The following is a 22,552-nucleotide window of genomic DNA, read 5'->3' as shown; positions in this document are numbered from 1 at the left end:
CTGATTCTCCGAAATCAGCAGTATGGAATGGATGTAGCTAAAATGTTGGCGAATCAGCCACCTGCGCAGCAGATATATCTTGCTACAGTATTGAGTTCGGCTAAAGCCGGGTGGACACCTGATGTAAGGGAAAAATATTTCAGATACTTCAATACCTTCCTGGAACGTAAAGGAGGAAACAGTTACACCGGTTATATAAATTCGGCGAGGAAGATGGCGCTGGCAAATGCGCCAAAAGAAAAATATGCGCTTTACGATAGTATTTCAGGCAGCGCTTTACTAAACGGATCAGGAAAGCATTTGGCAGACAATGACATTCAGCCTAAAGGACCAGGAAGAGATTGGACCGTGGAGGAGGCTGATTCTGTGATAAAGAATTTATCGGGTAGAGATTTCGATCAGGGCCGGGCAATGTTTAAAGCATCACTCTGTATTGCCTGCCATAGCATAGGAGGACAAGGCGGTTCTGTAGGACCTGATCTTACCCAACTCGGAACACGGTTTTCAGGTAAAGACATTCTTGAATCAATCATCGACCCCAATAAAGTAATATCAGATCAATATGCGGCAACTAATTTCCTTTTGAAAGACGGAAGTACTGTAACGGGAAGGCTCATTCGGGAAGATAATGACAAATACTATGTTTCGCAGAATCCATTTGCTTCGCAAATGCTCCGGGAAATATCAAAGAAAGATGTGGTTTCAACTAAAATTTCTAACGTATCTATCATGATTCCCGGGTTAATCAATAGGTTAAATCCTGAAGAACTTAAAGACCTGATGGCGTACCTGGAGTCGGGAGGTGATAAAAATAATAAAGTTTTTAAAGCGGCTAAATAACTGTCGCCCTGGTAAAAAGATGTAACGATTAGCTTATAATAGAACAAAATATCTTGAAGGATCAACAGTGGAAAAATAAAATATCGAACCCGGCACAGTTAGGTGGAATTGAAATCTCTGTAATAGAAAATGGGCCGGCCAGGGGAACACGTATTGCCTGGATAAATACCGGGACCGGTTTGCGCTATAAGGTCGTTATTGATCGTGCAATGGACATAGCGGATGCATTTCACAATCAACACAGTCTCGCATGGATCAGCAATACAGGCATACGGCCACCAGAACCATTTTCAAATAACGGAATAGAATGGCTGCGCACTTTCGGGGGAGGATTATTGGTTACCTGCGGACTTACTCATGTTGGCGGCCCCGAGAAAGATGAATATGGAGAACGCGGACTGCATGGCCAAATAAGCAACATTGCTGCAGAATTAATATCAATAAAGCAGCCCGATCCGGTGGATGGCGATCTGGAGTTTAGTATTAGCGGAATTATAAAACAGACCAGCATATTTGGGCCAAACCTGGAGTTGCGACGGACCATTTCCGGTACTCTGGGCCGGGCCATTACCAGAATTCACGATGAAGTTATAAACAGGGGTAATACAACGGTTCCTCACATGCTGTTGTATCATTGCAATTTTGGCTGGCCTTTGGTTGATGAAGGGACTAATATTATATGGAGCGGCAAATGGGAATCGCCGGGCAGTGATAAAGAAGATAAGATTTTCAGGGAAGGTAACAACTTTCATAAATGCCCTGCGCCATTGAAAGCACATAATGGAAATGGAGAAGAAGTTGCTTTCATTGATATTAATTCAAATGATGATGGTATATGTACTTGCGGCTTGCATAACGCACGGCTTGGCCTGGCAGTAGTTATGAGATTTAATAAGACGCAATTACCGTGGCTCACAAACTGGCAACATTGGGGTGAAGGAGAATATGTTACCGGATTGGAACCCGGGACAAATCCGCCAATAGGCCAGGCAAAAGCAAGGAAGGACAAGACCCTTGTATACCTGGCGCCCGGAGAGAAAAAGATCTATGATTTGGAAATAGAAGTATTAAATAATAATAATGACATTGAAGAATTTTTGAAAAAATAAATTCAGATTTTAATTTAATAAAATAAACGATAAGCTATGGCAAATATGAGTTTGGCAGCAAATGCATTAGAGCAGGGAAAAGGAATTTTACGTCTTGCTCCCAATTGGGTTCCGCGTTCATTTTGCGTACCCGGACGAAGAATTAAATTACATCCAGATGATTATTATGTACTCGGCGGCGCACGCGGAGGTATTGATGAGCGCTGGCTTTCATCGACCACCCCGGCAAAAAACGGGCCTCTCACAGGAAAGAATGAAGGGTTGAGTGCCGTAGTGGTAAACGATGGTTCCTCAGACGAACAAATATTATTAAAGGATGTGATAGATGAGTTAAAGGGCGAGATGATAGGCAACCGGCTGTGGGATGAACATAAGAGTTGGCCGCTATATTCAAAATTCTTTGACAACATGGGTCCACTGCCTCATCACATTCATCATAATGATGAAAAGGCTGCTTTGATAGGACAAAAAGGCAAGCCCGAAGCTTATTATTTTCCACCGCAATTAAACAACCATGGCGGGGATTTTCCTTATACGTTTTTTGGAATCTCACCCGGCGTTAGCCGGGATGAAATCCGTCAGTGCCTGGTTAATTTTACAAAAGGCGATAATAAAATCACCTCTTATTCACAAGCGTTCCGGTTGGATCCCGGAACCGGCTGGGACGTGCCCCCGGGCATGCTGCATGCACCGGGAAGTATGTGTACTTATGAACCTCAGAAAGCATCTGATGTGTTTGCCATGTACCAATCTTTGGTGAATGAAGCAATTATACCTGAAGAATTATTATGGAACGGAACACCGGAAGATAAGAAAGGCGATTTTGATGAGTTAATGGAAGTAATAGACTGGGATCTCAACATAAATCCTAATATTCGTGAGAATCATTTTATGGCGCCAAGGCCGGTAAAGCCTATAGATGAAATGAAAGCACAGGGCTATAGTGAGAATTGGATTTGCTACAGGTCAGATGCCTTTAGCGCAAAAGAACTTACCGTATTGCCCGGAGCAGCAGTTACCATCAGGGATAGCGGAGCCTACGGTATGATCATGATGCAGGGACATGGAAAAATGGGCGTATGGAATGTAGAAACGCCTTCGCTCATTCGTTATGGTCAATTAACTTTTGATGAATTTTTTGTAACCGAAAAAGCGGCTATCGAAGGCGTAAAAATTGTGAATGCGTCCTCCACAGATCCTATCGTAATGCTAAAACATTTTGGACCCGGTAACCCGGATTTGGTAGTTAAATAAATGGCGAATTAATAATTAAAAGAATTTTAAAATCATAAAACGTTTTTTGCTATGAATGAGAATAATTATCCTAAACTACATAATGCAACATGGCCAGGCATTGTGGGAAAAGGTGATGGTTCAGAACCTATCATTTCTTTAGATACTTTACTTGAATTAACTGCAAATGCAGAAGTTGACGGAATTAAATTTGATGGTATTGATATCGACCTTTTTGATGCTCATATTCCTATCGACGGCACTGATGATGATATTAAAAAATTGGCCGATAAGGTATCCGCTCTTAACCTTGAGATTGGAAGTATCGTAGCTCCCATCTGGCCTCCGACCGGCGGTTCAGCAATGGGAAGTAAAGAAGATCGCAAACGCTTTGTTGAGATAGTCCGTAAGGCCTGCAGGTACGGAAAAAAATTACGCGAAGCTGGTGTACGTCCATCGGGGATCGTTCGTATTGATTCTGCAAGCAGCCCCGAAAGCTGGCTTGCCGATCCTGTAAATAACACAAAACTTATCGCCCAAACTTTTCGCGAAGCATGCGATGTTGCAGCCGACTACGGTGAAAAACTTGCTGCCGAAGGGGAAATATGCTGGGGTGGTATGCATAGCTGGAAAGCAATGCTTGATACATTGGAATCTGTCGACCGTCCTAACATCGGTTTCCAGGCAGATATGGCACACACGCTATTATATCTGTTAGGAGTTAATAGTCCTGAAGACCGCATATTACCTAAAGATTTCGATTGGGCCGATCGTGAAACTTTTAATGGAGCGCTTAAAACACTTACTGATAAACTCCGCCCGTGGACTATTGATTTTCACGTAGCACAAAACGATGGAACTGTTTTTGGATCGGGTGCACATGATAAAACCGGCCGTCATTGCCAGGCATTGGACCCGAATGGAAAATTAGATATTGCGCACGATGCAGGATACTGGCTCCGCGATGAAAAAGGCGAGCTCACAAAAACATTAAGGCACATTTGCTGGGATGGTTGTATGTTCCCCAACGAAGTGATGGCGAAGCAACAAACGTGGAATGATATATTGGCCACAATGATAAAAGTTCGACAGAAACATGGTTGGTATGAGGCATCTTAATTGAATCGCTTCCCGGATTTATAAAACTTTTAAATGACATTCAAAATGGCAAAAAAGAAAGAACTAAGAATTGGACTAATAGGTTGCGGCTTTATGGGGCGCACACATTCTAATGGATATAATCGTGTTCCCAACTTTTTCCCGGAACTTGAATATCGCCCTGTATTAAAAGCGGTGTGTTCACGCAGTAAAGATAAAGTAGCCGCATTTGCAGAGCAATGGGGATATGAATCTTTTGAAACAGATTGGAAAGAAGTGGTATCACGCGATGATATTGATGCGATAGATATTTGCACGCCGAATGATACGCATGCCGAAATTGCTATTGCTGCCGCTGCTGCAGGCAAAATGGTACTTACAGAAAAACCGCTTTCACGTACGTTGGCTGAAGGAAAACAAATGGTAGATGCGGTCGAAAAAGCAGGTGTAAAAAATTCCGTATGGTACAACTACCGGCGCATCCCCGCTGTTACCTTAGCCAAACAAATTATAGATTCCGGAAAGTTGGGTAAGATCTTTCATTACCGTGCTAACTTTCTCCAGGATTGGACTATCAATGCCGATTTACCACAAGGAGGAGAAGGCTTGTGGCGCATGGATGCCGCAGTGGCAGGATCGGGCGTAACAGGCGATCTTCTTGCTCATTGTATTGATACGGCCATGTGGCTGAATGGTGGAATTAAAGATGTAACCGCAATGACCGAAACTTTTATAAAAGAGCGTATGCACCAGTTGACAGGCAAAGTTGAAAAGGTAAGCATTGATGATGCCTGTGCTTTTCTTTGTCATTTCGACAACGGATCTTTAGGTCTTTTCGAATCAACACGCTATGCCCGCGGCCACAAGGCTTTATATACGTTTGAAATTAATGGTGAACATGCATCAATTGCCTGGGATCTTCACGATCTTAACCGTCTTGACTATTTTGATCATGCTGATGAATCAAAAGTTCGTGGCTGGCGTTCTATTCATGTTACGGATGGCGATCATCCTTATATGAATAAATGGTGGGTGCCGGGTTTGTCAATTGGATATGAGCATAGTTTTGTTCACCAGGCAGCCGACTTTTTAAAGAGCCTTGAAAACGGAGCTCCCTGCGCTCCAACTTTTAAAGACGCACTTCAAACACAAAAAGTTTGCGAGTCAGTGCTGGAATCTGCATCATCTGGAAGCTGGAAAAAAACCGAGGTCGAATGGTAAAAAATTATTCAAAATTGTAAGCTCATAAAATATAATTAAAGGTTAGAAACTTAATAGTTCAAATAAAATTCCGGCGACAAAAATCAGCACTGGACTAATACTTTTTAAACAATCATATCTCATACTTATGCTTCAACATTTCCCACTATCAAAACGTTTACTATGCCTTTGTGCCGTATTCTCATTATGCATCTTTGGAAGTTGTAATTCATCATCAGAACCTGCTTCACAAAAAAACGATGCAGTTCAAAATGAAGATGGATTTGTTAACCTTTTCGATGGTAAAACCCTTGATGGTTGGGAGGGAGATACCGCAGTTTGGAAAATGGTGAATGGCGTTGTAACCGGCCAGGTAACGGCTGCTTCCACCCCTTTAAAAGCTAATACCTTTCTTATATGGAAAGGCGGCTCGCCCGCCGACTTCGAACTTAAAGGAGCGTACGAAATTTCTGCCGAAGGCAATAGTGGCATCCAATACCGCAGCAGTGAAGTAGAGAATGTTCCCTACGGATTAAAAGGTTACCAGTTCGATATAGATGGAGCAAATCAATATACCGGTCAAAACTATGAAGAGCGTGAGCGCTGCATTGTAGCCTTCCGGGGACAAAAAGTTACCTTGCCTGAAGTGACAGAACCAGTGTCTTCACTTGCAAAAGGTAATGTCTGGACACCATCAATTGTAACAGGTTCATTAGGCAATGCTGATTCATTAAAAGCAGACATAAAGGAGGGCTGGAATGAATTTCATTTAATAATAAAAGGTAATCACTTACAACATTACATTAATGGAATTTTGATGTGCGATATAACCGATAACGATACTACCAATCGCAAATTCTCCGGATTGTTGGGATTGCAAATGCATGCCGGGCACATAATGAAAGTGGAGTTTAAGAACATGATGTTAAAGGAAATCAAGTAACGACGATAGCTTATAAGAGTTTTGCCGCTGATTATGAAAAATACTGACGCTATAAGGAAAGTGAAGTCAGGGTTACCCGGTTAAAATTGAAATAAAAAATTAGAATTTGTTATAGCTGAAGGTTAGCTAAAAATTTGCAGGCCCTAAGCTTTTACAATGTCAAAACTGTGCACACCATTTTGCGCCTCGTAAATAATTTGCAGGTGGTTTACATCGGCAATTTTTTTTACGATAGCCAACCCCAGCCCGTTTGATCGTTCATCGATGTCTTTCGAACTGTTCATGCGCATAAATAATTTTTCAGTGGATATCGGCTTCACCGTACTGGTATTACTGATATGATAATTCTTTGCAGAAATGATAATGTCTATGTTTCCGCCATTATAATTGTATTTAATGGCATTGCCAAGCAAGTTTGTGATCAACGAATCAGCAAGAATTGGATGCAGTTTAATAATGAAATCGTCTTGAAATGTTGTTTTGATCATCAGTTGCTTTTCTTTAATAAATTCGTCAAAAAGACGTAGGTACTTTTCGGTTATGGATACCAAACTTATTTCTTCTGAGGTTTCATATTGATTGTTCTCTATTTTAGCTAACAATAATAAGCCCTCATTTAAATTGCTTAACCGTCTAAGCGTGGTTACTGACAGTAGGATGGATTGCACCTGTTCTTCCCTTAGATTATTATCCTGTAGCAGCAACTCGAGTTTACTTTGAACCACAGCAACAGGTGTTTGCATCTCGTGTGCAGCATTTTCTGTAAACTCTTTCATGTTCACATAGTCCTTATACATTTTACCGGTCATGTAATTCAGGGAAGCATTCAATTCATTAAATTCCTCGGTATTCGTTTTTTCAAAATGGATGGCTTCCATTTTTTGTAGTTCCGCGCTTCGTATTTTATTTAGCGAATGCCTGAAAGGTTTCCATAATCTTTTGCTGATTGCCCAATTGAAAATTAATGTAGCACCAAATAATCCAACGAATACAAACAACATGATCCGGGTAACAGCTGTTACCAAAGCCGTCTTTTGTTCCTGTGATTGCCTGATGGTAATCTGATAAGAATTGCCATTAATGGCAACCACCTGCGATAACTGACGGTAAGGGATTTTATCACGTCCCTTTATGCCGTATCCATAAGTATTGGTAAGTGTCGGATCGCTGGCAGGTGCATCATCAGTAGGAAAAATTGAAAGGTCAGGTGTTTTTAAAATAAAAGTTGTTCCATTCTCTGCTTCAGTTTCAAGATATTGAGTCCACACCATTTCATCGCTTATAAGTTCTTTATCGCTGCGGTAATTTATTTCTTTGCTGAATTGATCAAACAAATAAAATCCTGCTAAGGCCAGCATAGGAACCAATGCGGCTAAAAAGTATAAGGTGGTTTTTGTAAGAAGCTTCATAACTAATCCCGGATGACTAAAAGGCAACTAATTCCCATTAATTATCAGTAAATCTATATCCTGAACGATACACGGTCTTAATATAGTCGCCACCTTGTGCATCCAACAATTTCTTTCTCAGGTTTTTTATATGTGTATAGATGAAATCAAAATTACTTACATGCATATATTCATCGCCCCAGATGTGTTCTGCTATCGCTCCTTTGGTTAGCAGCCTGCGCTGGTTAGCAATAAAATATTCGAGTAGCTGGTATTCTTTTTCCGTGAGATCGACAGGTTTATTATTCACTGTAACTCTTTGCGCTTCGGCATCAAGCTTAATTTCATTAAAAGTGATCACTTTGCTACCTCCAAAATTTCTTCGTCTTATTATTGCGTTTATCCTAGCCGTTAGTTCAGACAAATAGAAGGGCTTTGCAAGGTAATCATCAGCTCCCAAGTCCAGTCCTTTCAGTTTATCTTCCAGGGCATTTTTTGCAGAAATAATAATAATACCAGCTTTCGACTCCATATACTTTATTTCTTTCACGATATCTAATCCACTTCCAAAAGGCAAGCCAATATCTACAACAATACAATCATAAACGAATTGAGTAATTTTCTCTTTTCCTTTTAAATAATCGCTAACAGCTTCGCAGATAAAGCCCTGGTGTTCCAGGTATTTTAAAATAGATTCCTGCAGTGCCTGTTCATCTTCTATTATAAGAATTTTCATTATCAATATATTATTCCGGTTGCGAGCAACGAATGAATTTGCTGCAAAGTTACTAACCTTACAACGGGCAATTTGGTTTACTGGTAATGAATTCTATGCCATAATTTGGCACCTAAACCTTATTAAAAAACCCGTCTCTCATGAGACGGGCATGGATTTCATAGGATTACAGTATTCTTAATTTATTTCATTGCAAGAAAAAAACCGATTTCCTCGTGTTGACACTGACAAAACTACTTATAATCCTATTAATGCTTTATTGGTCAGGATCCTGTTGGTCCTGCTGTTGTTGTTCTTGCTGCTGCAGCAGTTGTTGCTGTTGCGGATAATTGCCCGCTGAACCTTTTAATATCGCTGTCGTATTATTTTCAACTCCATTGCGCATGTAGGTAAGAACTATCTTATCACCGGGACGGAAAGCTGAGATTTTTCCAACTAATTCGGTTCCCGTATTAATAGTTACTCCATTTAATTTAGTAATAAAATCACCTTTCTGAATACCGGCTTCGTCTGCGGCACTACCGTTAGCGACATCAATTATATATACACCATTGCCATTGGGAATATTATTTTTTTGGCGGTCAGCCTCACTCATCTCGTCGTTTCCAAACAAAATACCGAGGTAAGCTCTTTTGGCGCTGCCGTATTTTATAATATCACTTGCCACTCTTGCTACCAGGTTAGAAGGAATTGCGTAAGAATATCCTGCAAAAGAACCTGTAGGTGAAGCAATAGCGCTGTTGATGCCAATTAGATCACCGTTAGTATTAACCAAAGCACCGCCACTGTTACCGGGGTTAACTGCCGCATCTGTCTGAATAAAAGATTCAATTGGTGCATTGCTGCTGCGATCATTGATACCGAGCGTTCTTGCTTTGGCACTTACAATGCCGGACGTAACGGTCGTTTCAAGATTTAACGGATAGCCGATGGCGAGTATCCACTGACCTACGCGAACATCATCTGAATTGGCAAAACTGAGATGCGGAAAATTGTTCCCCTGAATCTTAACAACGGCCAAATCAGAACTTGGATCAGTCCCTATAACTTTTGCCTTATAATCATTCTTATCATTCAAAGTTACCAGTAATTCATCTGCATGGTCCACTACGTGGTTGTTTGTTACAATGTAACCATCGGCACTAACGATAACGCCTGATCCTGAGGCCACTTGTTGTGCATCGCCGCTGTTATTTCCATCGCCCTGTATAATCCCAAATGGATTAAACCCCTGGCTCCCCGCCGCTTTAAGCACTTTTATATGTACAACCGCCGGAGCAGCTTTAGCCGCTGCACTTTCAAAATCTGTCATGGGCACGCTGGCTGCATCACCAGTATATTTTGTTGTTTTAAAAATGGAAGAAGTTGCCGGAATGTTTGAAGCCAACAGATCATGTTGATGGTACTTACCATATATCCAGCCACTGCCGGCGAAAGTAGCTGCACTTACCAGAAGGACAGCGATGAATTGCTTAATTTTCATGTCGTTATTTTTTTTGATTATATAACAAATGTGAAACTTACTTATGTGGCAAATCTGTGGAAAATTGCAAAGAGGATGTTAAACGTAATAAGTCATAAACAACGACTCAATACGTGTCTCGCAATTATTTTCATGCGTTTAATCTTCATTTGCCCGTCACCGTTATATTCCTTAGGAATTGTTTCCTGACTCCTTCGTCTACTCATGAAACATTCTTTCAAAAATTTAACAAATAACTTTTTCAGGCAGCTTTTTTACACTATGGTACAACAGTTGTAACCTGTTAGTATCATTTGTAATTTCAAATCAACATTAGAGGGTCGGTTTGTATTCATCATAAAATGGTCGTTAAAGATGCAATAACAACTCCGGGCCTTCACATAGCTATATTGAGTTTACATGTATTCTTAAAGGCAACCGATGCAAAGGCAACTACAGCTGGGTTATGCGTCCGTTGATCTTATAAATATGGGTAAAAAATTACCCTCGACCCATTTTTAAAATATTTAAAAAGATTCCTGGTATGTCACATGTTAATTTTAAATGCAACGTCACTCACGCATCTGTCAACTTACCCCATTTTTGGGAACACACAGTGGGCAGCAGCCACGCAACGATGGCTTTGCGTGCTGATTGGCAACAACAATTAACTCGATGTAACAGGGAACTTGGCTTCAGGCATGTGCGCTTCCACGGTATTCTTTCGGATGACATGGGCACGTTGGTGAACCAACAAAATGCCCTCGTTTACTCATTTTTCAATGCGGACCAAATTTGTGATTTTTTACTTTCTATCGGTATGCGCCCCTTTGTGGAATTTTCATTTATGCCAAATGCGTTGGGCTCCGGTTCTGAAACAGTTTTTCATTACAAAGGAAATGTGACCGCGCCCAAAGATTATCACAATTGGGAAACGCTGATACAAAAATTGGTGCAACATTGGGTGCACCGATATGGACTCAATGAAGTGAGCCAATGGTTTTTTGAAGTTTGGAACGAGCCAAACCTCGATGCTTTCTGGAAAAAAACACAGGCTGATTATTTTAAACTTTATCACCATACTGCTACTGCTATTAAGAGTGTACACAAGTGCTTACAAGTAGGCGGGCCCGCTACTGCCGACAATGCATGGATAACAGAATTCGTGAATTACTGCAATAAGAATGATGTGCCTGCTGACTTTATCTCCACGCATCACTACCCTACAGATGCTTTTGGCAAACCGGGTGATGATACCATTACGCAGCTTGCGAAAAGCCGGCGCAGTGTGTTGCAAAAAGAGGCGAAGAAGGTGAAAAAACAGGCATTAGGTAAGCCATTGTATTATACAGAATGGTGCACCTCTTCCAATCCCTTTGATGAACTGCATGACATGCCTTATGCCGCCTGCTTCATTATTAAAACGGTAATTGAGGCGAATGGAATTGTAGACGGATACAGTTACTGGACCTTCTCCGACATCTTTGAAGAAAATTATTTTTCATCTATTCCTTTTCATGGTGGCTTTGGCCTGCTGAATATTTATGGAATTCCTAAACCTGCCTACCGTGCATACCAATTGCTCCACAGGCTTGGCAACGAAATATTAAAAGTTTTTGGCAAGCATGATACGGTAGATGTTTGGATGGTGCGTAAAGACAAGGCAATACATATTATACTCACCAACTGGGCATTGCCGCTTCATCCTATTAAAACAGAAATCGTAAAATTGCAAATAGATAAGATTAAAAAAATAAAGACTGCGTTTATAGAAAGAATAGATGACGATCATGCAAATGCAAGAAAAACATGGCTGACTATGGGCAGCCCCGGAAGCCTAACACCTAATCAAGTCTCAGCGTTAGAAACAGCTTCTGCTCTTGTAATGGAGCCATTTAAAACCAGCCAGGAAAAAGGTAAATTATTGATGACTGTGTCATTACCACCTCAGGGAGTCGCTTTTATAACATTGGAAACTGAATGAAACAATCAAAAAGATCAAAAGAATCACCCTATACATATCCACAAGGTTCGGATGATGAAATGCTTCATGTTTTGCAACGCGAAACCTTTGCCTATTTTTTAAAAGAGGCAAATGACACAACCGGGCTGATTGCGGATAAAACACAACCCGGAACTCCTGCAAGTATTGCAGCTACAGGCATGGGAATCAGCTGCTACGTGGCAGGCGTTGAACGCGGCTTTATAACACGGGCTGAAGCCATAAAAAGAACGCTGAAAGTTTTAAAATTCTTTAATAACAGCTACCAGGGAACCGAAGCGGATGCAACAGGATATAAAGGATTTTATTATCACTTTCTTCACATGGAAACCGGGAAGAGGGCCTGGAAAAGTGAACTCTCCACCGTGGATACGGCCATATTATTAGCCGGGATATTGACGGCAAGATATTATTTCACAGGTGACAATAAATCCGAAGTTGAAATACGCGATTTAGCTGATGCACTCTATGCACGGGTGGATTGGCAATGGGCGTTAAACGGGAAAGATTCTATTTCGCATGGCTGGAAACCTGAGTCTGGTTTTCTTCGTTTCCGCTGGAATAAAAAATATAGCGAGGCACATATTATCTATATACTGGCTCTTGGGTCTCCTACTTTTTCAATTAGTTCTGCCGGCTATAAAAAATGGACTTCTACTTTTGAATGGAAAAAATTATATGGTATAGAATGTATTTATGCCGGCCCGCTCTTTATTCACCAGATGTCTCAAATTTGGCTGGATTGCAAGGGCATCTATGATGATTTGAATAGAGAGATTGGTATTGATTATTTTGAAAACAGTCGACGTGCTACATTAGTTCAGCAAAAATATGCTATAGATAATCCGCTGGGCTTCGAGCATTATGGAGAAAACGGTTGGGGATTTACTGCGAGCGACGGTCCAGGGCCAGCTACCCGAAAGGTTAACGGTGTTAAAAGAAGATTTTATAATTATATAGCAAGAGGCGCTCCCTTCGGACCGGATGATGGGACCATTTCACCGTGGGCTGTTGTATCTTCCCTCCCGTTTCTGCCAAAGGTTGTGCTGAGCACAATGTGTCATGCTATAGAAAAGCTTGATTTTGAAAAACATCATGCATATGGTTTTGATGCCAGCTATAATCCAACCTTTCCGGAGAAGAATACGAAGTCCCATAGCTGGATTTCTGAATGGCAATTCGGATTGAACCAGGGGCCGGTTATTTTAATGATTGAGAACTATAGATCAGGATTGATATGGAACATCATGAAAAAATGTCCGCATATTAAAGATGGTTTGCGCAGGGCTGGTTTCAGCGGTGGCTGGCTCGACGAAGAAATATCAAAAAAAATCGAATAATAAAAATATCACCTTTAGCAGGAAAATCGGCAAAACTAAATATACTAGTCAACAATACACCCTCTTGTTTTAGATGATTACGCAGAAAAACCTGGTGCATCTGTGGCTGCTAAAAAAGTTTCGTTTGGAGCGGCTGGTCATTACGATCCTCATTCAAAAATCTTTTTAACGAAAATCATCTTCTTGCTATTATACAAGCCATTTGCATCGGAATATAAAGAATTTCTTGTTGATGAAGCGATTAAAGCGTATACGATACACCGTTATGATTTTCCGAATAACGATGTCACCGATCCTGGAATTATTATTGACATGGAGACCATTCGTCATGCAAAAATAAAGTTGGGTGTTGATCCTCGGGGCGGAACACCATTGCATCTTTCGAATGTCTCATCAGTTTTGAATCAAAGTGAAAGAATATGAAAATTAGTCACCTCAACTATTTTTTAAATAAAGAAGCCTTATAAAGCAGTTACTTTATAAGGCTTCTTGAGTGCCCGGGACTGGATTCGAACCAGCACATCCTTGCGAACGCTGCGACCTGAACACAGTGCGTCTACCAATTTCGCCACCCGGGCTTAGTTAGTTTGAAAATGTGAAAATAATGCAATTTGAAAATGGATTGCAGATTTGATTCATAAATTTTCACATTGAGAAATTGAGCCATCTTCAAATTATTTATACACTCACATTAAAATCTCGCAATGCATCATTGAGGCTTGTTTTTTTATCCGTGCTTTCCTTACGTTTTCCGATGATGAGCGCACAACTAACGTTATATTCCCCCGCCGGAAATTTCTTTAGATAACTTCCCGGAATTACAACACTACGGGCCGGTACTACGCCTTTGGTTTCTACTGGATCGTTTCCGCTCACATCAATTATTTTTGTGGACTGCGTCAGTACTACGTTAGCGCCCAATACAGCTTCTTTCTCCACTCTTACACCTTCAACAACTATGCAACGACTGCCAATAAAACAACCATCTTCAATAATAACCGGGCTTGCCTGCAAAGGCTCCAGTACGCCTCCAATACCTACGCCACCACTCAGGTGTACGTTCTTTCCTATTTGCGCACAACTGCCAACTGTTGCCCAGGTATCCACCATCGTTCCCTCTTCAACATAAGCGCCAATGTTTACATAGCTGGGCATCAACACCACATTTTTTGCCAGGTAAGCGCCATAACGGGCAACGGCGTGAGGTACGGCACGAACCCCCAATTCTTTGTAATTACTTTTTAATTTCATTTTATCATAAAACTCAAATGGTGGTAAAGTATAAGTTTCCATTTGCTGTATGCCGAAATACAAAAGGATAGCCTGTTTTACCCATTCATTTACTTTCCATCCGCTACTACCGGGTTCGGCTGTACGAAGAGCGCCTTTATCTACTTTTTCAATTACACTGCGTACAGCATTGCTGTACTTTTCGTCTTTCAGTAATTCGCGGCTGTTCCATGCTTCCTTAACAAGATTTTCTAAATCCATATTTTGATTTTTTGCAAACATAATGTGTAAACACAAAATATCTGCAAATGATTAATTGATAACTTTGCGGCACTTATGCAAAAAATTCTTGTAATACAAACTGCATTTACGGGCGATGTAGTATTGGCAACCGCGTTGCTTGAAAAGCTCCATCGCTTTTTCCCCAATGCGCAACTGGATTTTTTGGTAAGAAAAGGAAATGAAGGACTCTTAAACAATCATCCATTTCTGCATGAAGTATTGGTTTGGAACAAAAAAGAGAAGAAGAAAAAGAATCTCTTTCTTCTTTTAAAAAAAATAAGGAAAGAAAAATATGATAAGGTAATTAACCTGCAACGGTTTGTCTCAACCGGTATGCTGACAGCGTTCTCAGGAGCAAAAGAAAAGATTGGGTTCGATAAAAACCCTTTTAGTTTTCTATTTACAAGAAAAATAAAACACGATCTTTCGAATAAGAAACATGAGGTTGAAAGAAACAATGAATTGATCGCCCATTTTACAGATGAAAGTTTTACCAAACCACGCCTCTACCCTTCTGCAGCAAATTATATTGAAACACAAAAGTATACTTCGCAACCGTATGTTTGTATGATGCCGGCAAGTGTTTGGTTTACCAAGCAATATCCTGTAGATAAATGGATTGATCTCATCAACAGTTTCCCCGCGCAATACAACATATTTTTATTAGGTGGAAAAGAAGATGAAACATTGTGTAAAAAAATCAAGGCAGCTTTATCTACCGATAAGATTGAAATACTTGCAGGCAAATTAAATTTTCTTTCGTCAGTTGCTTTAATGAAAAATGCAGCAATGAATTATACTAATGATTCTGCACCCTTGCATTTTGCGTCCGCAGTTGATGCGCCGGTGACGGCGATTTTTTGTTCAACAATTCCGGCATTTGGTTTTTACCCCTTATCATCAAAATCGTTTATAGTTGAAACAAAAGAAAATCTGACGTGCAGGCCTTGCTCGCTGCATGGGCTGAAAGCTTGTCCACTAGGGCATTTTAAATGCGCACTTACTATTGAAACATCTCAACTATTATCAACTCTTTCGTAAAAAATATGGAAAAATTTGAAAGTGATATTATTAACTCAATAAATATTTTACAACTAGGCGGCATTATTTTATACCCTACCGACACTATATGGGGAATCGGTTGCGATGCCACAAATGCAGGCGCTATAAAAAGAATATACGAGCTTAAAAAAAGAGAAGAAAAAAAATCAATGATAATATTATTGGCGCATGAAGATGACATCAAAAAATATGTTCTGCATCCGTCAAAAAAGATTATAGATTTTATCGCCCGGCAAAAAACGCCAACTACGGCTATCTATAACAATGCCATTAATTTACCACGGGAACTCATAAACGCAGATGGAAGTATCGCCATTAGAATCGTTAAAGACGCATTTTGTGAAGCAATACTTCAGCATTTAAAAAAACCTTTAGTATCTACGTCCGCAAATATTTCGGGAGATGCACCGCCGAAAAATTTCGGCATGGTTAGTCCCAAAATAAAAAGCGGTGTTGATTATATCGTTCAACACCGCCAGGATGAAAATATTCTGCATCAGCCATCTTCCATTATCATGTTGGATAATAATGAAATTGTCAAAATCAGGTGACCTATAGAATGGACAGTCCAACACCCAACTGAATGGCAGATGCTTTCCATGCTGCACTGCTCATAATGTGATTGATATCCGTCATTCCGCCGACATATCTTCCATATATCCTGAATTTAAGCAACCTCAATTGTAAGCCACCTACCAGCGAAAAATCGCCTGTTTTAAAAGCATTCTGTCCGTTTTGTAAGAGATTATCATTCTCGTTCATCAAAACGCCAAACTGCGGGCCTGCCTGTATTGTAATTATTTTATTCACATTATAATTAAGCAATAGCGGAATACTGAGATATTTCAATTGTATTGAACTGGCATTCTTTACTTTGAACACATCACTAAAACTTGATGTTGTATCATTGTTGATCTGGTTAAACAATACCTCTGGCTGAATAGCAAATTTTTTGCTTAAAGGAATGGTCGCATAGGCTCCGGCATGATAGCCTAATGCGAATTCATCTTTAAATGCCTGGCCTTCAATTTTACCGAGGTTGGCGCCGGCTTTAATTCCCAAACTAAACTGGGAAAAGGCAGAGGAGCCAATAAATAGCAATAAAGCAAACGTGAGAAGTGTCGTTTTCATAATAAGTGATTTTTAGGGTGATGATTCAATTAATATGCCATAGAGCATATTAAAAAGTTATTCCGATATTAAAATTAAATATTTGGGTAAACCTGTTATCATTCGTATCTGGTAAATAATAGTTAAGATAAAGGTCGGGTTCAAAATAAAATTTGCCTATAGAGTAATTGACATCAAGGTCAAAGCCAAGTGATTGCAACCGGTAGCTATTGTTGTTTCCCTGGGATTGAAAATGACGTATTCTTGTTAAAGCCTTTTTAGTATAGGAATTGTAATAATCAAGACTGCTGGTATGGGTCATCACATACTTATTGATTCCACTAATCAAAGAAAGTTGTGGCGTAATAATTATCCCGTCTTTAATGGTAAACAAATTATAAAACAGGAAAGAATGCTCAACACTTGCGGCGACCGAATAAGATGAAATTTTAGCACTAACGGTATCACTGTACACGATATGAAACAAACGATTTAAAATACTGATCGTGGTGTCGATATGAACCGATTGATCGAACTTGCCTGTAGAATATCCAACTGAAATTCCTGGCTTCAACCATGGCTTTTTAAAAAGAATATTACCGTAAAATTCATTTTGTATTGGTGAAGTATAATTCGTGTATTTACTCTTCTCAAAATAATGGGTATAAGACACCAACACATCCGCAATTTTGCCTTTTTTATAACTAAAAGATGGAGTCAGTGTGTATTGATAGAAATCTGTTTTATTGTTGTCATTCAATAAGAAGCCGGCAAATGAAATACCGAAACCACTTTTGTGATAATATCCCACAGAAGGACTAAATACAAATCTTTGAGAATTTTGTAACGATTCGATTGATTTATCCTGGCTGCTATAAAGATTATTACCTACACCAACATTTACGCGGAAGTAACTTGGATTTTTATCGTAATTATTTATCATTTTAAGCATTTCATCATTTTGCAACAAAGAATCCAGAATGTGTTGATCTGAAGGACTTAGCTGCCCGTCCGATTTTGAAAACATAAAAATTCCTGTAAGAAAAAACAATAAAATTCTTCGCATAGGTGGTAAATTAAAAAAAATGCCATTTCATTACAGGAGCAATTCTATCCTTTTCAAAAGACCTCCTGGAACAGACTCCAAAAATATAATTAAGTTTAATCAGTAGTTGATAAACAAGTGATGACGACTTCAAAATATCACCTGTTAACAAGCCATGATTTATTACTATCAGGCTAATAGCATACCTTTGCGCCCAAAATAAAATTTAAAAATGAATGAATTTGAAGGTCTTGGGTTGAATGAAAACCTTGTTAAGGCTGTTACTGATCTTGGTTTTGATACGCCCACTCCTATACAAATTAAGGCGATTCCTATTTTATTATCGGGCACTACAGATTTTGTAGGACTGGCACAAACAGGAACCGGAAAAACAGCAGCCTTTGGGTTGCCCTTATTACAGTTAGTTGAAGCTGAAAACAAGTACCCACAGGCATTGATCGTATGCCCTACCCGCGAGCTTTGTTTACAAATATGCAGCGACATCCAGGACTATAAAAAATATTCACGCAATATTCTTGCGGAACCAGTATATGGTGGCGCTTCTATTGTGATGCAAATACGTGCACTCAAAAAAGGAGTTCACATTGTTGTCGCTACGCCGGGCCGGCTCATTGATATGATAGAAAGAAAAGCTATCGATCTGCAAAAAGTGAAATATGTTGTGCTCGACGAAGCAGATGAAATGTTAAATATGGGTTTCAGGGACGATATTGATTTCGTTCTAAAAAATACAATTAACCGGCAAAGCATCTGGCTTTTCAGCGCCACAATGCCTTCATCTGTTCGTGAGATCTCGAAAAATTTCATGCGCAGTCCGCAGGAAGTAACCGTTGGCAAAAAAAACACCGCCAATGTAAACATCGATCATCAGTACTTTATAACACCTGCCCAATCGAGATTTGAAACTTTGAAAAGGCTGATAGATTTTAATCCCGGCATTTACGGAATTATTTTTACCCGTACAAAGGCAGACGCCCAGGATATCACAGAAAGAATGGTAAAACAAGGCTATGATATTGAGGCCTTACATGGTGATCTAACGCAACAGCAACGGGATAAAGTAATGCAAAGGTTCAGGGAGAAAAGTATCCAGCTATTAATTGCTACCGACGTTGCTGCCAGAGGTATTGATGTGGAAGGAATAACACATGTTATTAATTTTGAATTACCTGATGACATAGAGGTTTACACACATAGGGCCGGACGTACAGCAAGGGCTGGCAAGAGTGGTATTTGCATATCCATTTGCCACAGCAGGGAAGCATTTAAAATCCGCCAACTGGAAAAAATGGTGAATGCACAGTTTCACCGGCTTGATATACCGAGCGGAAAAGATGTATGTCGCAAACAGTTTTTCTTTTTTATGGATAAACTTATTAATGCCGATACATCTTATGGTGATTACGAAACTTACATGCCCGACCTGCAAAAGAAATTTGCTGACATAAGTAAAGAAGAAGTATTAAAGCGAGTTGCCGCACTTGAGTTTGATCATTTCTTAAAATATTATGAAAACGCCGACGACCTGAACGCAAGGACTGATTCGAGGGAAAGAAAATTTGATAATAATAATAACCGTGGTGATCGCGGAGCCCGTAGAGAAAGACCGTCTTATAACAGGGATAACGGATTCACAAGATTATTCATTAATCTTGGTACAAAGGATGGTTTTTATAAAGCCAGCTTTTTACAATTCATTTTAGATGAAAGCAATCTTAAAAAAGAAGTGTTAGGTAAAATTGATCTTCGGGATATGAACTCCTGGGTGGAAATAGATAAATCGGCAGCCGGAAAAATGATTAAAAGTATGGACGGGAAAAAATACAATGGACGATTGATTAGAATGAACGAAGCGGACGGCGGTTTTAAAAGACCCCCAAATGAGGGCAGAAAAAGAATTCCTGTGAATGAAAACAGGTATTAATTCCTAATTCTATTTTTTATTTTTTATAACCACTTTCAAAGCATTTGTATTAAATGCTTTTTTTATTTCAGGCAGATAACTTTACTTCGTTATCCCGGTTGTTTATCGCACTCAAATATTTTTACATGAAAAATATTATCAAATTATTGTTTTGCTTCCTGATAGTTTCAATTCCATCCTCGTTTCTTTATTCTCAATCAACGGCCGATTCATTGCTCAATTTTATTAAACAAAATAAAGCGAGGTCTTCTCTTTTTCTAAGAAAAAACGATACGGTAATTGCCCAACTAAATGAAGATAAATTAATGCCGTTGGCCAGCACCGTAAAAATTATTGTAGCAATTGAATTTTCCAAACAGGCTGCTCATAATGTTTTTGATGAAAATGAACGGGTTCCCTTAAGCGAACTGGACAAATATTATTTACCAAATACTGACGGTGATGCACACCCGAAATGGGTAGTATACGAAAGGCAACTGGGCCATATAACAAATGACAGCGTGAAATTAATTGACGTGGCAAGAGGTATGATTATCTTCAGCAGCAATGCCAATACCGAGTATCTCATGGATCTGCTGGGATTTGAAAATATACAAAACAACCTGCAACTTTTAGGCCTGACGAAGCATACACCCATCTACCCTTTGGTGTCTTCGTTATTCTTATACCAAAATCCCAAAAAAATAGCTGAGGATAAAATTATAAGAGTGATTGAGAAATTAAGTAACGAAGATTATGCACGGGCTGCATTCTTAATTCACAATGAATTAAAGAACGACAGTAACTACAAGAAAAAATTCCGCCCACAGGATCTCACCTTAAAAATGCAAAAAGAATGGAGCGACAGGTTGCCTTCATCCACCACTAAAGAGTATGTGCAATTGTGTTCCATCCTTAATAACAGGAAATATTTCGATGAAAAGACCTATTCGATACTCGCTGCAGTATTGGAAACATTAATGGAAGCCCCGGCAAATAAAACATGGCTTTCGCATGCTGGCATGAAAGGAGGCTCTACCATTTTTGTACTTACAAAAGCATTGTATGCAACGCTTGAGAATGGAACCAGGATTGAAATGGCTTATTTTTTTAATGATCTCACCGGTGAAGAAAACGTCAGGCTGCAAAAATGGATGAACGATTTTGAAATAAAGATTTTAACCGACGAGAATTTCAGAAAAGAAATGATTTTCTAAAATGATGGTGGTTTTTTGCATCATACAAACCGCGTCTTACGTCGCAGATAATACATCAAATCTTCCCAAATTTTTCATAATACGCCATTAGAGTCGCAATCACTTCGTTATAACTGCCAAGGCCTTTGGGCTGCTGGTTGGCTAACAAATATTTACCATATAGCCAGCTTATTACGGGTTCAAAAAAACTCGTATATTTTTTATTGAAACGGCGCCATTCCAATAGGTCTGCTTTTACTGCGGGAATCAATTTTGCTGCAGCACTTTTGGCGGCTATTGAATCAAAATAAAATACCTCACGGTTAGCATAGACGAAAAGGTCCAGGTAAGTTGAGTATTGAAAAAGTGTGTCATGAGAATTTGCAGCGGCCAGGTATCCTGAAAAGTTAGCTTCATTTTCTTTCGCATATCCGAGTTGATGTCCCATTTCGTGCAAAGTGATGTAGGGACGCAAAAATTTTGGAACCGTAGTGTTTACCTGTGCTTCGCCCGTGAAAGGATTGTAATAACCCGTAAAGCCAACGTAATCGCCCAGCCACCCGTATAAAGAAGATTTTATTGAACTATTCTTATAACGAATCAAAGGATAAACGTCTGCGGCTTCTTCATAACATTTCTTTGCTCTTTCGAATAGGTCTTTGTTACCTGGATAGACAATCTTCCCCTCAATCATTGCTTCTTTGGTTTCGTTTACTTTTTGCAGCAGCAACTGCTGTATCATTACCAAGTGAGCAGTATCATATTTAATCTTCGGCAAATTCAATTGCCATGCAATTCCTTTTCGGTTATAATTTAATCCCCAGAAAATATTGAAAACAATATAAACGCTGGCAAAGACTAAAACGAGCTTCCACAATTTATTAACGAGCACATGCCACGTGAGTTTTCTTTTAATAAGAAGTCTTAGGTTTTTTATCAGTTTCCAAGCTATCCAGCCTCCAGCGACCAGGTATAAAATATCTCCAAAACTAAAAGGTACCCAGCCGAACAGAAATCTGAGAACAATTGAAAATGAATGGTAAAAATCGTTTGTATAAAAATGTTCGATTCCCTCATTGCTTTGGCCCCATAATTTTATTCCAATTACCAACACAAATGCTATTAACCAAATCCATTTTTGTCTTTTAAAATCGCTGAAAATATTCATAGAATTAAGGAACGGAATTTAGAACCAAAATCGATCAACGTGCATTCATCAATGGCCGAAGTTAGTTGAAAGAGTAAGTTTAAAAGGATTTTAAGAGCTGAGATTGTGCAAATGTCTAATTTTGCTGCGTTTTTGTGAAAAAAATTAATTGATTTTCCTTACCTTTGCCCCCCTTTTAATTTGA

General features: G+C 39.5%; 20 protein-coding genes and 1 tRNA gene. 13 read left to right on the top strand and 8 right to left on the bottom strand.

Annotation, left to right across the window (positions count from 1 at the left end; all coding sequences use genetic code 11):
* The 6 genes from ACO1O5_RS20120 to ACO1O5_RS20095 all read left to right on the top strand — a co-directional run.
* A partial coding sequence (locus ACO1O5_RS20120) for a c-type cytochrome (protein WP_486273460.1) occupies positions 1–840 on the top strand: 840 nt, incomplete at its 5' end.
* 53 nt (positions 841–893) lie between these two features.
* Positions 894–1,949, top strand: coding sequence for an aldose 1-epimerase family protein (locus ACO1O5_RS20115; protein WP_486273458.1), 1,056 nt, complete (start codon positions 894–896; stop codon positions 1,947–1,949).
* A 36-nt stretch (positions 1,950–1,985) separates the two neighbouring features.
* Positions 1,986–3,203 carry a hypothetical protein gene (locus tag ACO1O5_RS20110; RefSeq protein ID WP_486273457.1) on the top strand — a complete coding sequence of 406 codons (1,218 nt, stop codon included), beginning with the start codon at positions 1,986–1,988 and terminating at the stop codon, positions 3,201–3,203.
* A 51-nt stretch (positions 3,204–3,254) separates the two neighbouring features.
* The gene (locus ACO1O5_RS20105; protein WP_486273455.1) at positions 3,255–4,301 is read left to right on the top strand and encodes a sugar phosphate isomerase/epimerase family protein; all 1,047 of its coding nucleotides are present in this window, start codon (positions 3,255–3,257) and stop codon (positions 4,299–4,301) included.
* Positions 4,302–4,346: 45 nt separating this feature from the next.
* Positions 4,347–5,501 (top strand): Gfo/Idh/MocA family protein, encoded by a 1,155-nt coding sequence (locus ACO1O5_RS20100; protein ID WP_486273453.1) that lies wholly within the window; start codon positions 4,347–4,349, stop codon positions 5,499–5,501.
* Between the two features lie 127 nt (positions 5,502–5,628).
* Complete coding sequence (locus ACO1O5_RS20095) at positions 5,629–6,423, top strand: 3-keto-disaccharide hydrolase (protein WP_486273451.1); 795 nt, start codon at positions 5,629–5,631, stop codon at positions 6,421–6,423.
* A 143-nt stretch (positions 6,424–6,566) separates the two neighbouring features.
* Here the strand turns inward: ACO1O5_RS20095 and ACO1O5_RS20090 are convergent, their stop codons facing one another.
* From ACO1O5_RS20090 to ACO1O5_RS20080, 3 genes are all read right to left on the bottom strand, one after another.
* The gene (locus tag ACO1O5_RS20090; protein WP_486273450.1) at positions 6,567–7,832 is read right to left on the bottom strand and encodes a sensor histidine kinase; all 1,266 of its coding nucleotides are present in this window, start codon (positions 7,830–7,832) and stop codon (positions 6,567–6,569) included.
* 37 nt (positions 7,833–7,869) lie between these two features.
* Positions 7,870–8,547 carry a response regulator transcription factor gene (locus ACO1O5_RS20085; RefSeq protein WP_486273448.1) on the bottom strand — a complete coding sequence of 226 codons (678 nt, stop codon included), beginning with the start codon at positions 8,545–8,547 and terminating at the stop codon, positions 7,870–7,872.
* A gap of 256 nt (positions 8,548–8,803) precedes the next feature.
* Complete coding sequence (locus tag ACO1O5_RS20080; protein WP_486273446.1) at positions 8,804–10,030, bottom strand: S1C family serine protease; 1,227 nt, start codon at positions 10,028–10,030, stop codon at positions 8,804–8,806.
* Between the two features lie 523 nt (positions 10,031–10,553).
* Here ACO1O5_RS20080 and ACO1O5_RS20075 point away from each other — a divergent pair.
* From ACO1O5_RS20075 to ACO1O5_RS20065, 3 genes are all read left to right on the top strand, one after another.
* Positions 10,554–11,993, top strand: a complete 1,440-nt coding sequence (locus ACO1O5_RS20075) for a GH39 family glycosyl hydrolase (RefSeq protein ID WP_486273445.1) — start codon at positions 10,554–10,556, stop codon at positions 11,991–11,993.
* A complete protein-coding gene (locus tag ACO1O5_RS20070) occupies positions 11,990–13,351 on the top strand; it encodes a glucoamylase family protein (RefSeq protein WP_486273444.1) in 1,362 nt (453 codons plus the stop codon). Before ACO1O5_RS20075 ends, ACO1O5_RS20070 begins: the two co-directional genes overlap by 4 nt.
* A 102-nt stretch (positions 13,352–13,453) precedes the next feature.
* Entirely contained in the window at positions 13,454–13,774 is a 321-nt protein-coding gene (locus ACO1O5_RS20065; protein WP_486273442.1) for a hypothetical protein, read from the top strand.
* Positions 13,775–13,845: 71 nt separating this feature from the next.
* Here ACO1O5_RS20065 and ACO1O5_RS20060 read toward each other — a convergent pair.
* A tRNA-Leu gene (locus ACO1O5_RS20060) sits at positions 13,846–13,929 on the bottom strand.
* Positions 13,930–14,029: 100 nt separating this feature from the next.
* Complete coding sequence (locus ACO1O5_RS20055; RefSeq protein ID WP_486273440.1) at positions 14,030–14,842, bottom strand: 2,3,4,5-tetrahydropyridine-2,6-dicarboxylate N-succinyltransferase; 813 nt, start codon at positions 14,840–14,842, stop codon at positions 14,030–14,032.
* A 75-nt stretch (positions 14,843–14,917) separates the two neighbouring features.
* Here ACO1O5_RS20055 and ACO1O5_RS20050 point away from each other — a divergent pair, with 75 nt between their 5' ends.
* Entirely contained in the window at positions 14,918–15,904 is a 987-nt protein-coding gene (locus ACO1O5_RS20050; protein ID WP_486273438.1) for a glycosyltransferase family 9 protein, read from the top strand.
* Between the two features lie 5 nt (positions 15,905–15,909).
* Positions 15,910–16,476, top strand: coding sequence for an L-threonylcarbamoyladenylate synthase (locus ACO1O5_RS20045; RefSeq protein WP_486273436.1), 567 nt, complete (start codon positions 15,910–15,912; stop codon positions 16,474–16,476).
* Position 16,477: 1 nt separating this feature from the next.
* Here ACO1O5_RS20045 and ACO1O5_RS20040 read toward each other — a convergent pair whose 3' ends face one another.
* A complete protein-coding gene (locus ACO1O5_RS20040; protein WP_486273435.1) occupies positions 16,478–17,056 on the bottom strand; it encodes a porin family protein in 579 nt (192 codons plus the stop codon).
* Positions 17,057–17,105: 49 nt separating this feature from the next.
* Positions 17,106–18,101, bottom strand: a complete 996-nt coding sequence (locus ACO1O5_RS20035) for a hypothetical protein (protein ID WP_486273433.1) — start codon at positions 18,099–18,101, stop codon at positions 17,106–17,108.
* A 211-nt stretch (positions 18,102–18,312) separates the two neighbouring features.
* Between ACO1O5_RS20035 and ACO1O5_RS20030 the strand changes: the two genes are divergently transcribed.
* Both ACO1O5_RS20030 and ACO1O5_RS20025 read left to right on the top strand, forming a co-directional pair.
* Positions 18,313–20,025: a DEAD/DEAH box helicase gene (locus ACO1O5_RS20030; protein ID WP_486273431.1), complete on the top strand. Its 1,713-nt coding sequence runs from the start codon at positions 18,313–18,315 to the stop codon at positions 20,023–20,025.
* Between the two features lie 125 nt (positions 20,026–20,150).
* Positions 20,151–21,221 (top strand): serine hydrolase, encoded by a 1,071-nt coding sequence (locus ACO1O5_RS20025; protein ID WP_486273430.1) that lies wholly within the window; start codon positions 20,151–20,153, stop codon positions 21,219–21,221.
* A 55-nt stretch (positions 21,222–21,276) separates the two neighbouring features.
* Here the strand turns inward: ACO1O5_RS20025 and ACO1O5_RS20020 are convergent, their stop codons facing one another.
* Entirely contained in the window at positions 21,277–22,368 is a 1,092-nt protein-coding gene (locus tag ACO1O5_RS20020) for a DUF3810 domain-containing protein (protein WP_486273428.1), read from the bottom strand.
* Positions 22,369–22,552 lie beyond the last annotated feature (184 nt).

This window comes from Ginsengibacter sp., from assembly GCF_057362405.1.
Note: the sequence above shows the minus strand (reverse complement) of the source record. Positions and strands in the feature narration are given on the sequence as shown.

What these genes read in the sequence shown, in the direction of transcription:
- ACO1O5_RS20030 (WP_486273431.1), top strand. Translation starts at nt 18,313, where the DNA reads ATGAATGAATTTGAAGGTCTTGGGTTGAATGAAAACCTTGTTAAGGCT.
- ACO1O5_RS20090 (WP_486273450.1), bottom strand. Translation starts at nt 7,832, where the DNA reads ATGAAGCTTCTTACAAAAACCACCTTATACTTTTTAGCCGCATTGGTT.
- ACO1O5_RS20055 (WP_486273440.1), bottom strand. Translation starts at nt 14,842, where the DNA reads ATGGATTTAGAAAATCTTGTTAAGGAAGCATGGAACAGCCGCGAATTA.
- ACO1O5_RS20080 (WP_486273446.1), bottom strand. Translation starts at nt 10,030, where the DNA reads ATGAAAATTAAGCAATTCATCGCTGTCCTTCTGGTAAGTGCAGCTACT.
- ACO1O5_RS20075 (WP_486273445.1), top strand. Translation starts at nt 10,554, where the DNA reads ATGTCACATGTTAATTTTAAATGCAACGTCACTCACGCATCTGTCAAC.
- ACO1O5_RS20070 (WP_486273444.1), top strand. Translation starts at nt 11,990, where the DNA reads ATGAAACAATCAAAAAGATCAAAAGAATCACCCTATACATATCCACAA.
- ACO1O5_RS20040 (WP_486273435.1), bottom strand. Translation starts at nt 17,056, where the DNA reads ATGAAAACGACACTTCTCACGTTTGCTTTATTGCTATTTATTGGCTCC.
- ACO1O5_RS20105 (WP_486273455.1), top strand. Translation starts at nt 3,255, where the DNA reads ATGAATGAGAATAATTATCCTAAACTACATAATGCAACATGGCCAGGC.
- ACO1O5_RS20020 (WP_486273428.1), bottom strand. Translation starts at nt 22,368, where the DNA reads ATGAATATTTTCAGCGATTTTAAAAGACAAAAATGGATTTGGTTAATA.
- ACO1O5_RS20045 (WP_486273436.1), top strand. Translation starts at nt 15,910, where the DNA reads ATGGAAAAATTTGAAAGTGATATTATTAACTCAATAAATATTTTACAA.
- ACO1O5_RS20100 (WP_486273453.1), top strand. Translation starts at nt 4,347, where the DNA reads ATGGCAAAAAAGAAAGAACTAAGAATTGGACTAATAGGTTGCGGCTTT.
- ACO1O5_RS20085 (WP_486273448.1), bottom strand. Translation starts at nt 8,547, where the DNA reads ATGAAAATTCTTATAATAGAAGATGAACAGGCACTGCAGGAATCTATT.
- ACO1O5_RS20050 (WP_486273438.1), top strand. Translation starts at nt 14,918, where the DNA reads ATGCAAAAAATTCTTGTAATACAAACTGCATTTACGGGCGATGTAGTA.
- ACO1O5_RS20095 (WP_486273451.1), top strand. Translation starts at nt 5,629, where the DNA reads ATGCTTCAACATTTCCCACTATCAAAACGTTTACTATGCCTTTGTGCC.
- ACO1O5_RS20025 (WP_486273430.1), top strand. Translation starts at nt 20,151, where the DNA reads ATGAAAAATATTATCAAATTATTGTTTTGCTTCCTGATAGTTTCAATT.
- ACO1O5_RS20035 (WP_486273433.1), bottom strand. Translation starts at nt 18,101, where the DNA reads ATGCGAAGAATTTTATTGTTTTTTCTTACAGGAATTTTTATGTTTTCA.
- ACO1O5_RS20110 (WP_486273457.1), top strand. Translation starts at nt 1,986, where the DNA reads ATGGCAAATATGAGTTTGGCAGCAAATGCATTAGAGCAGGGAAAAGGA.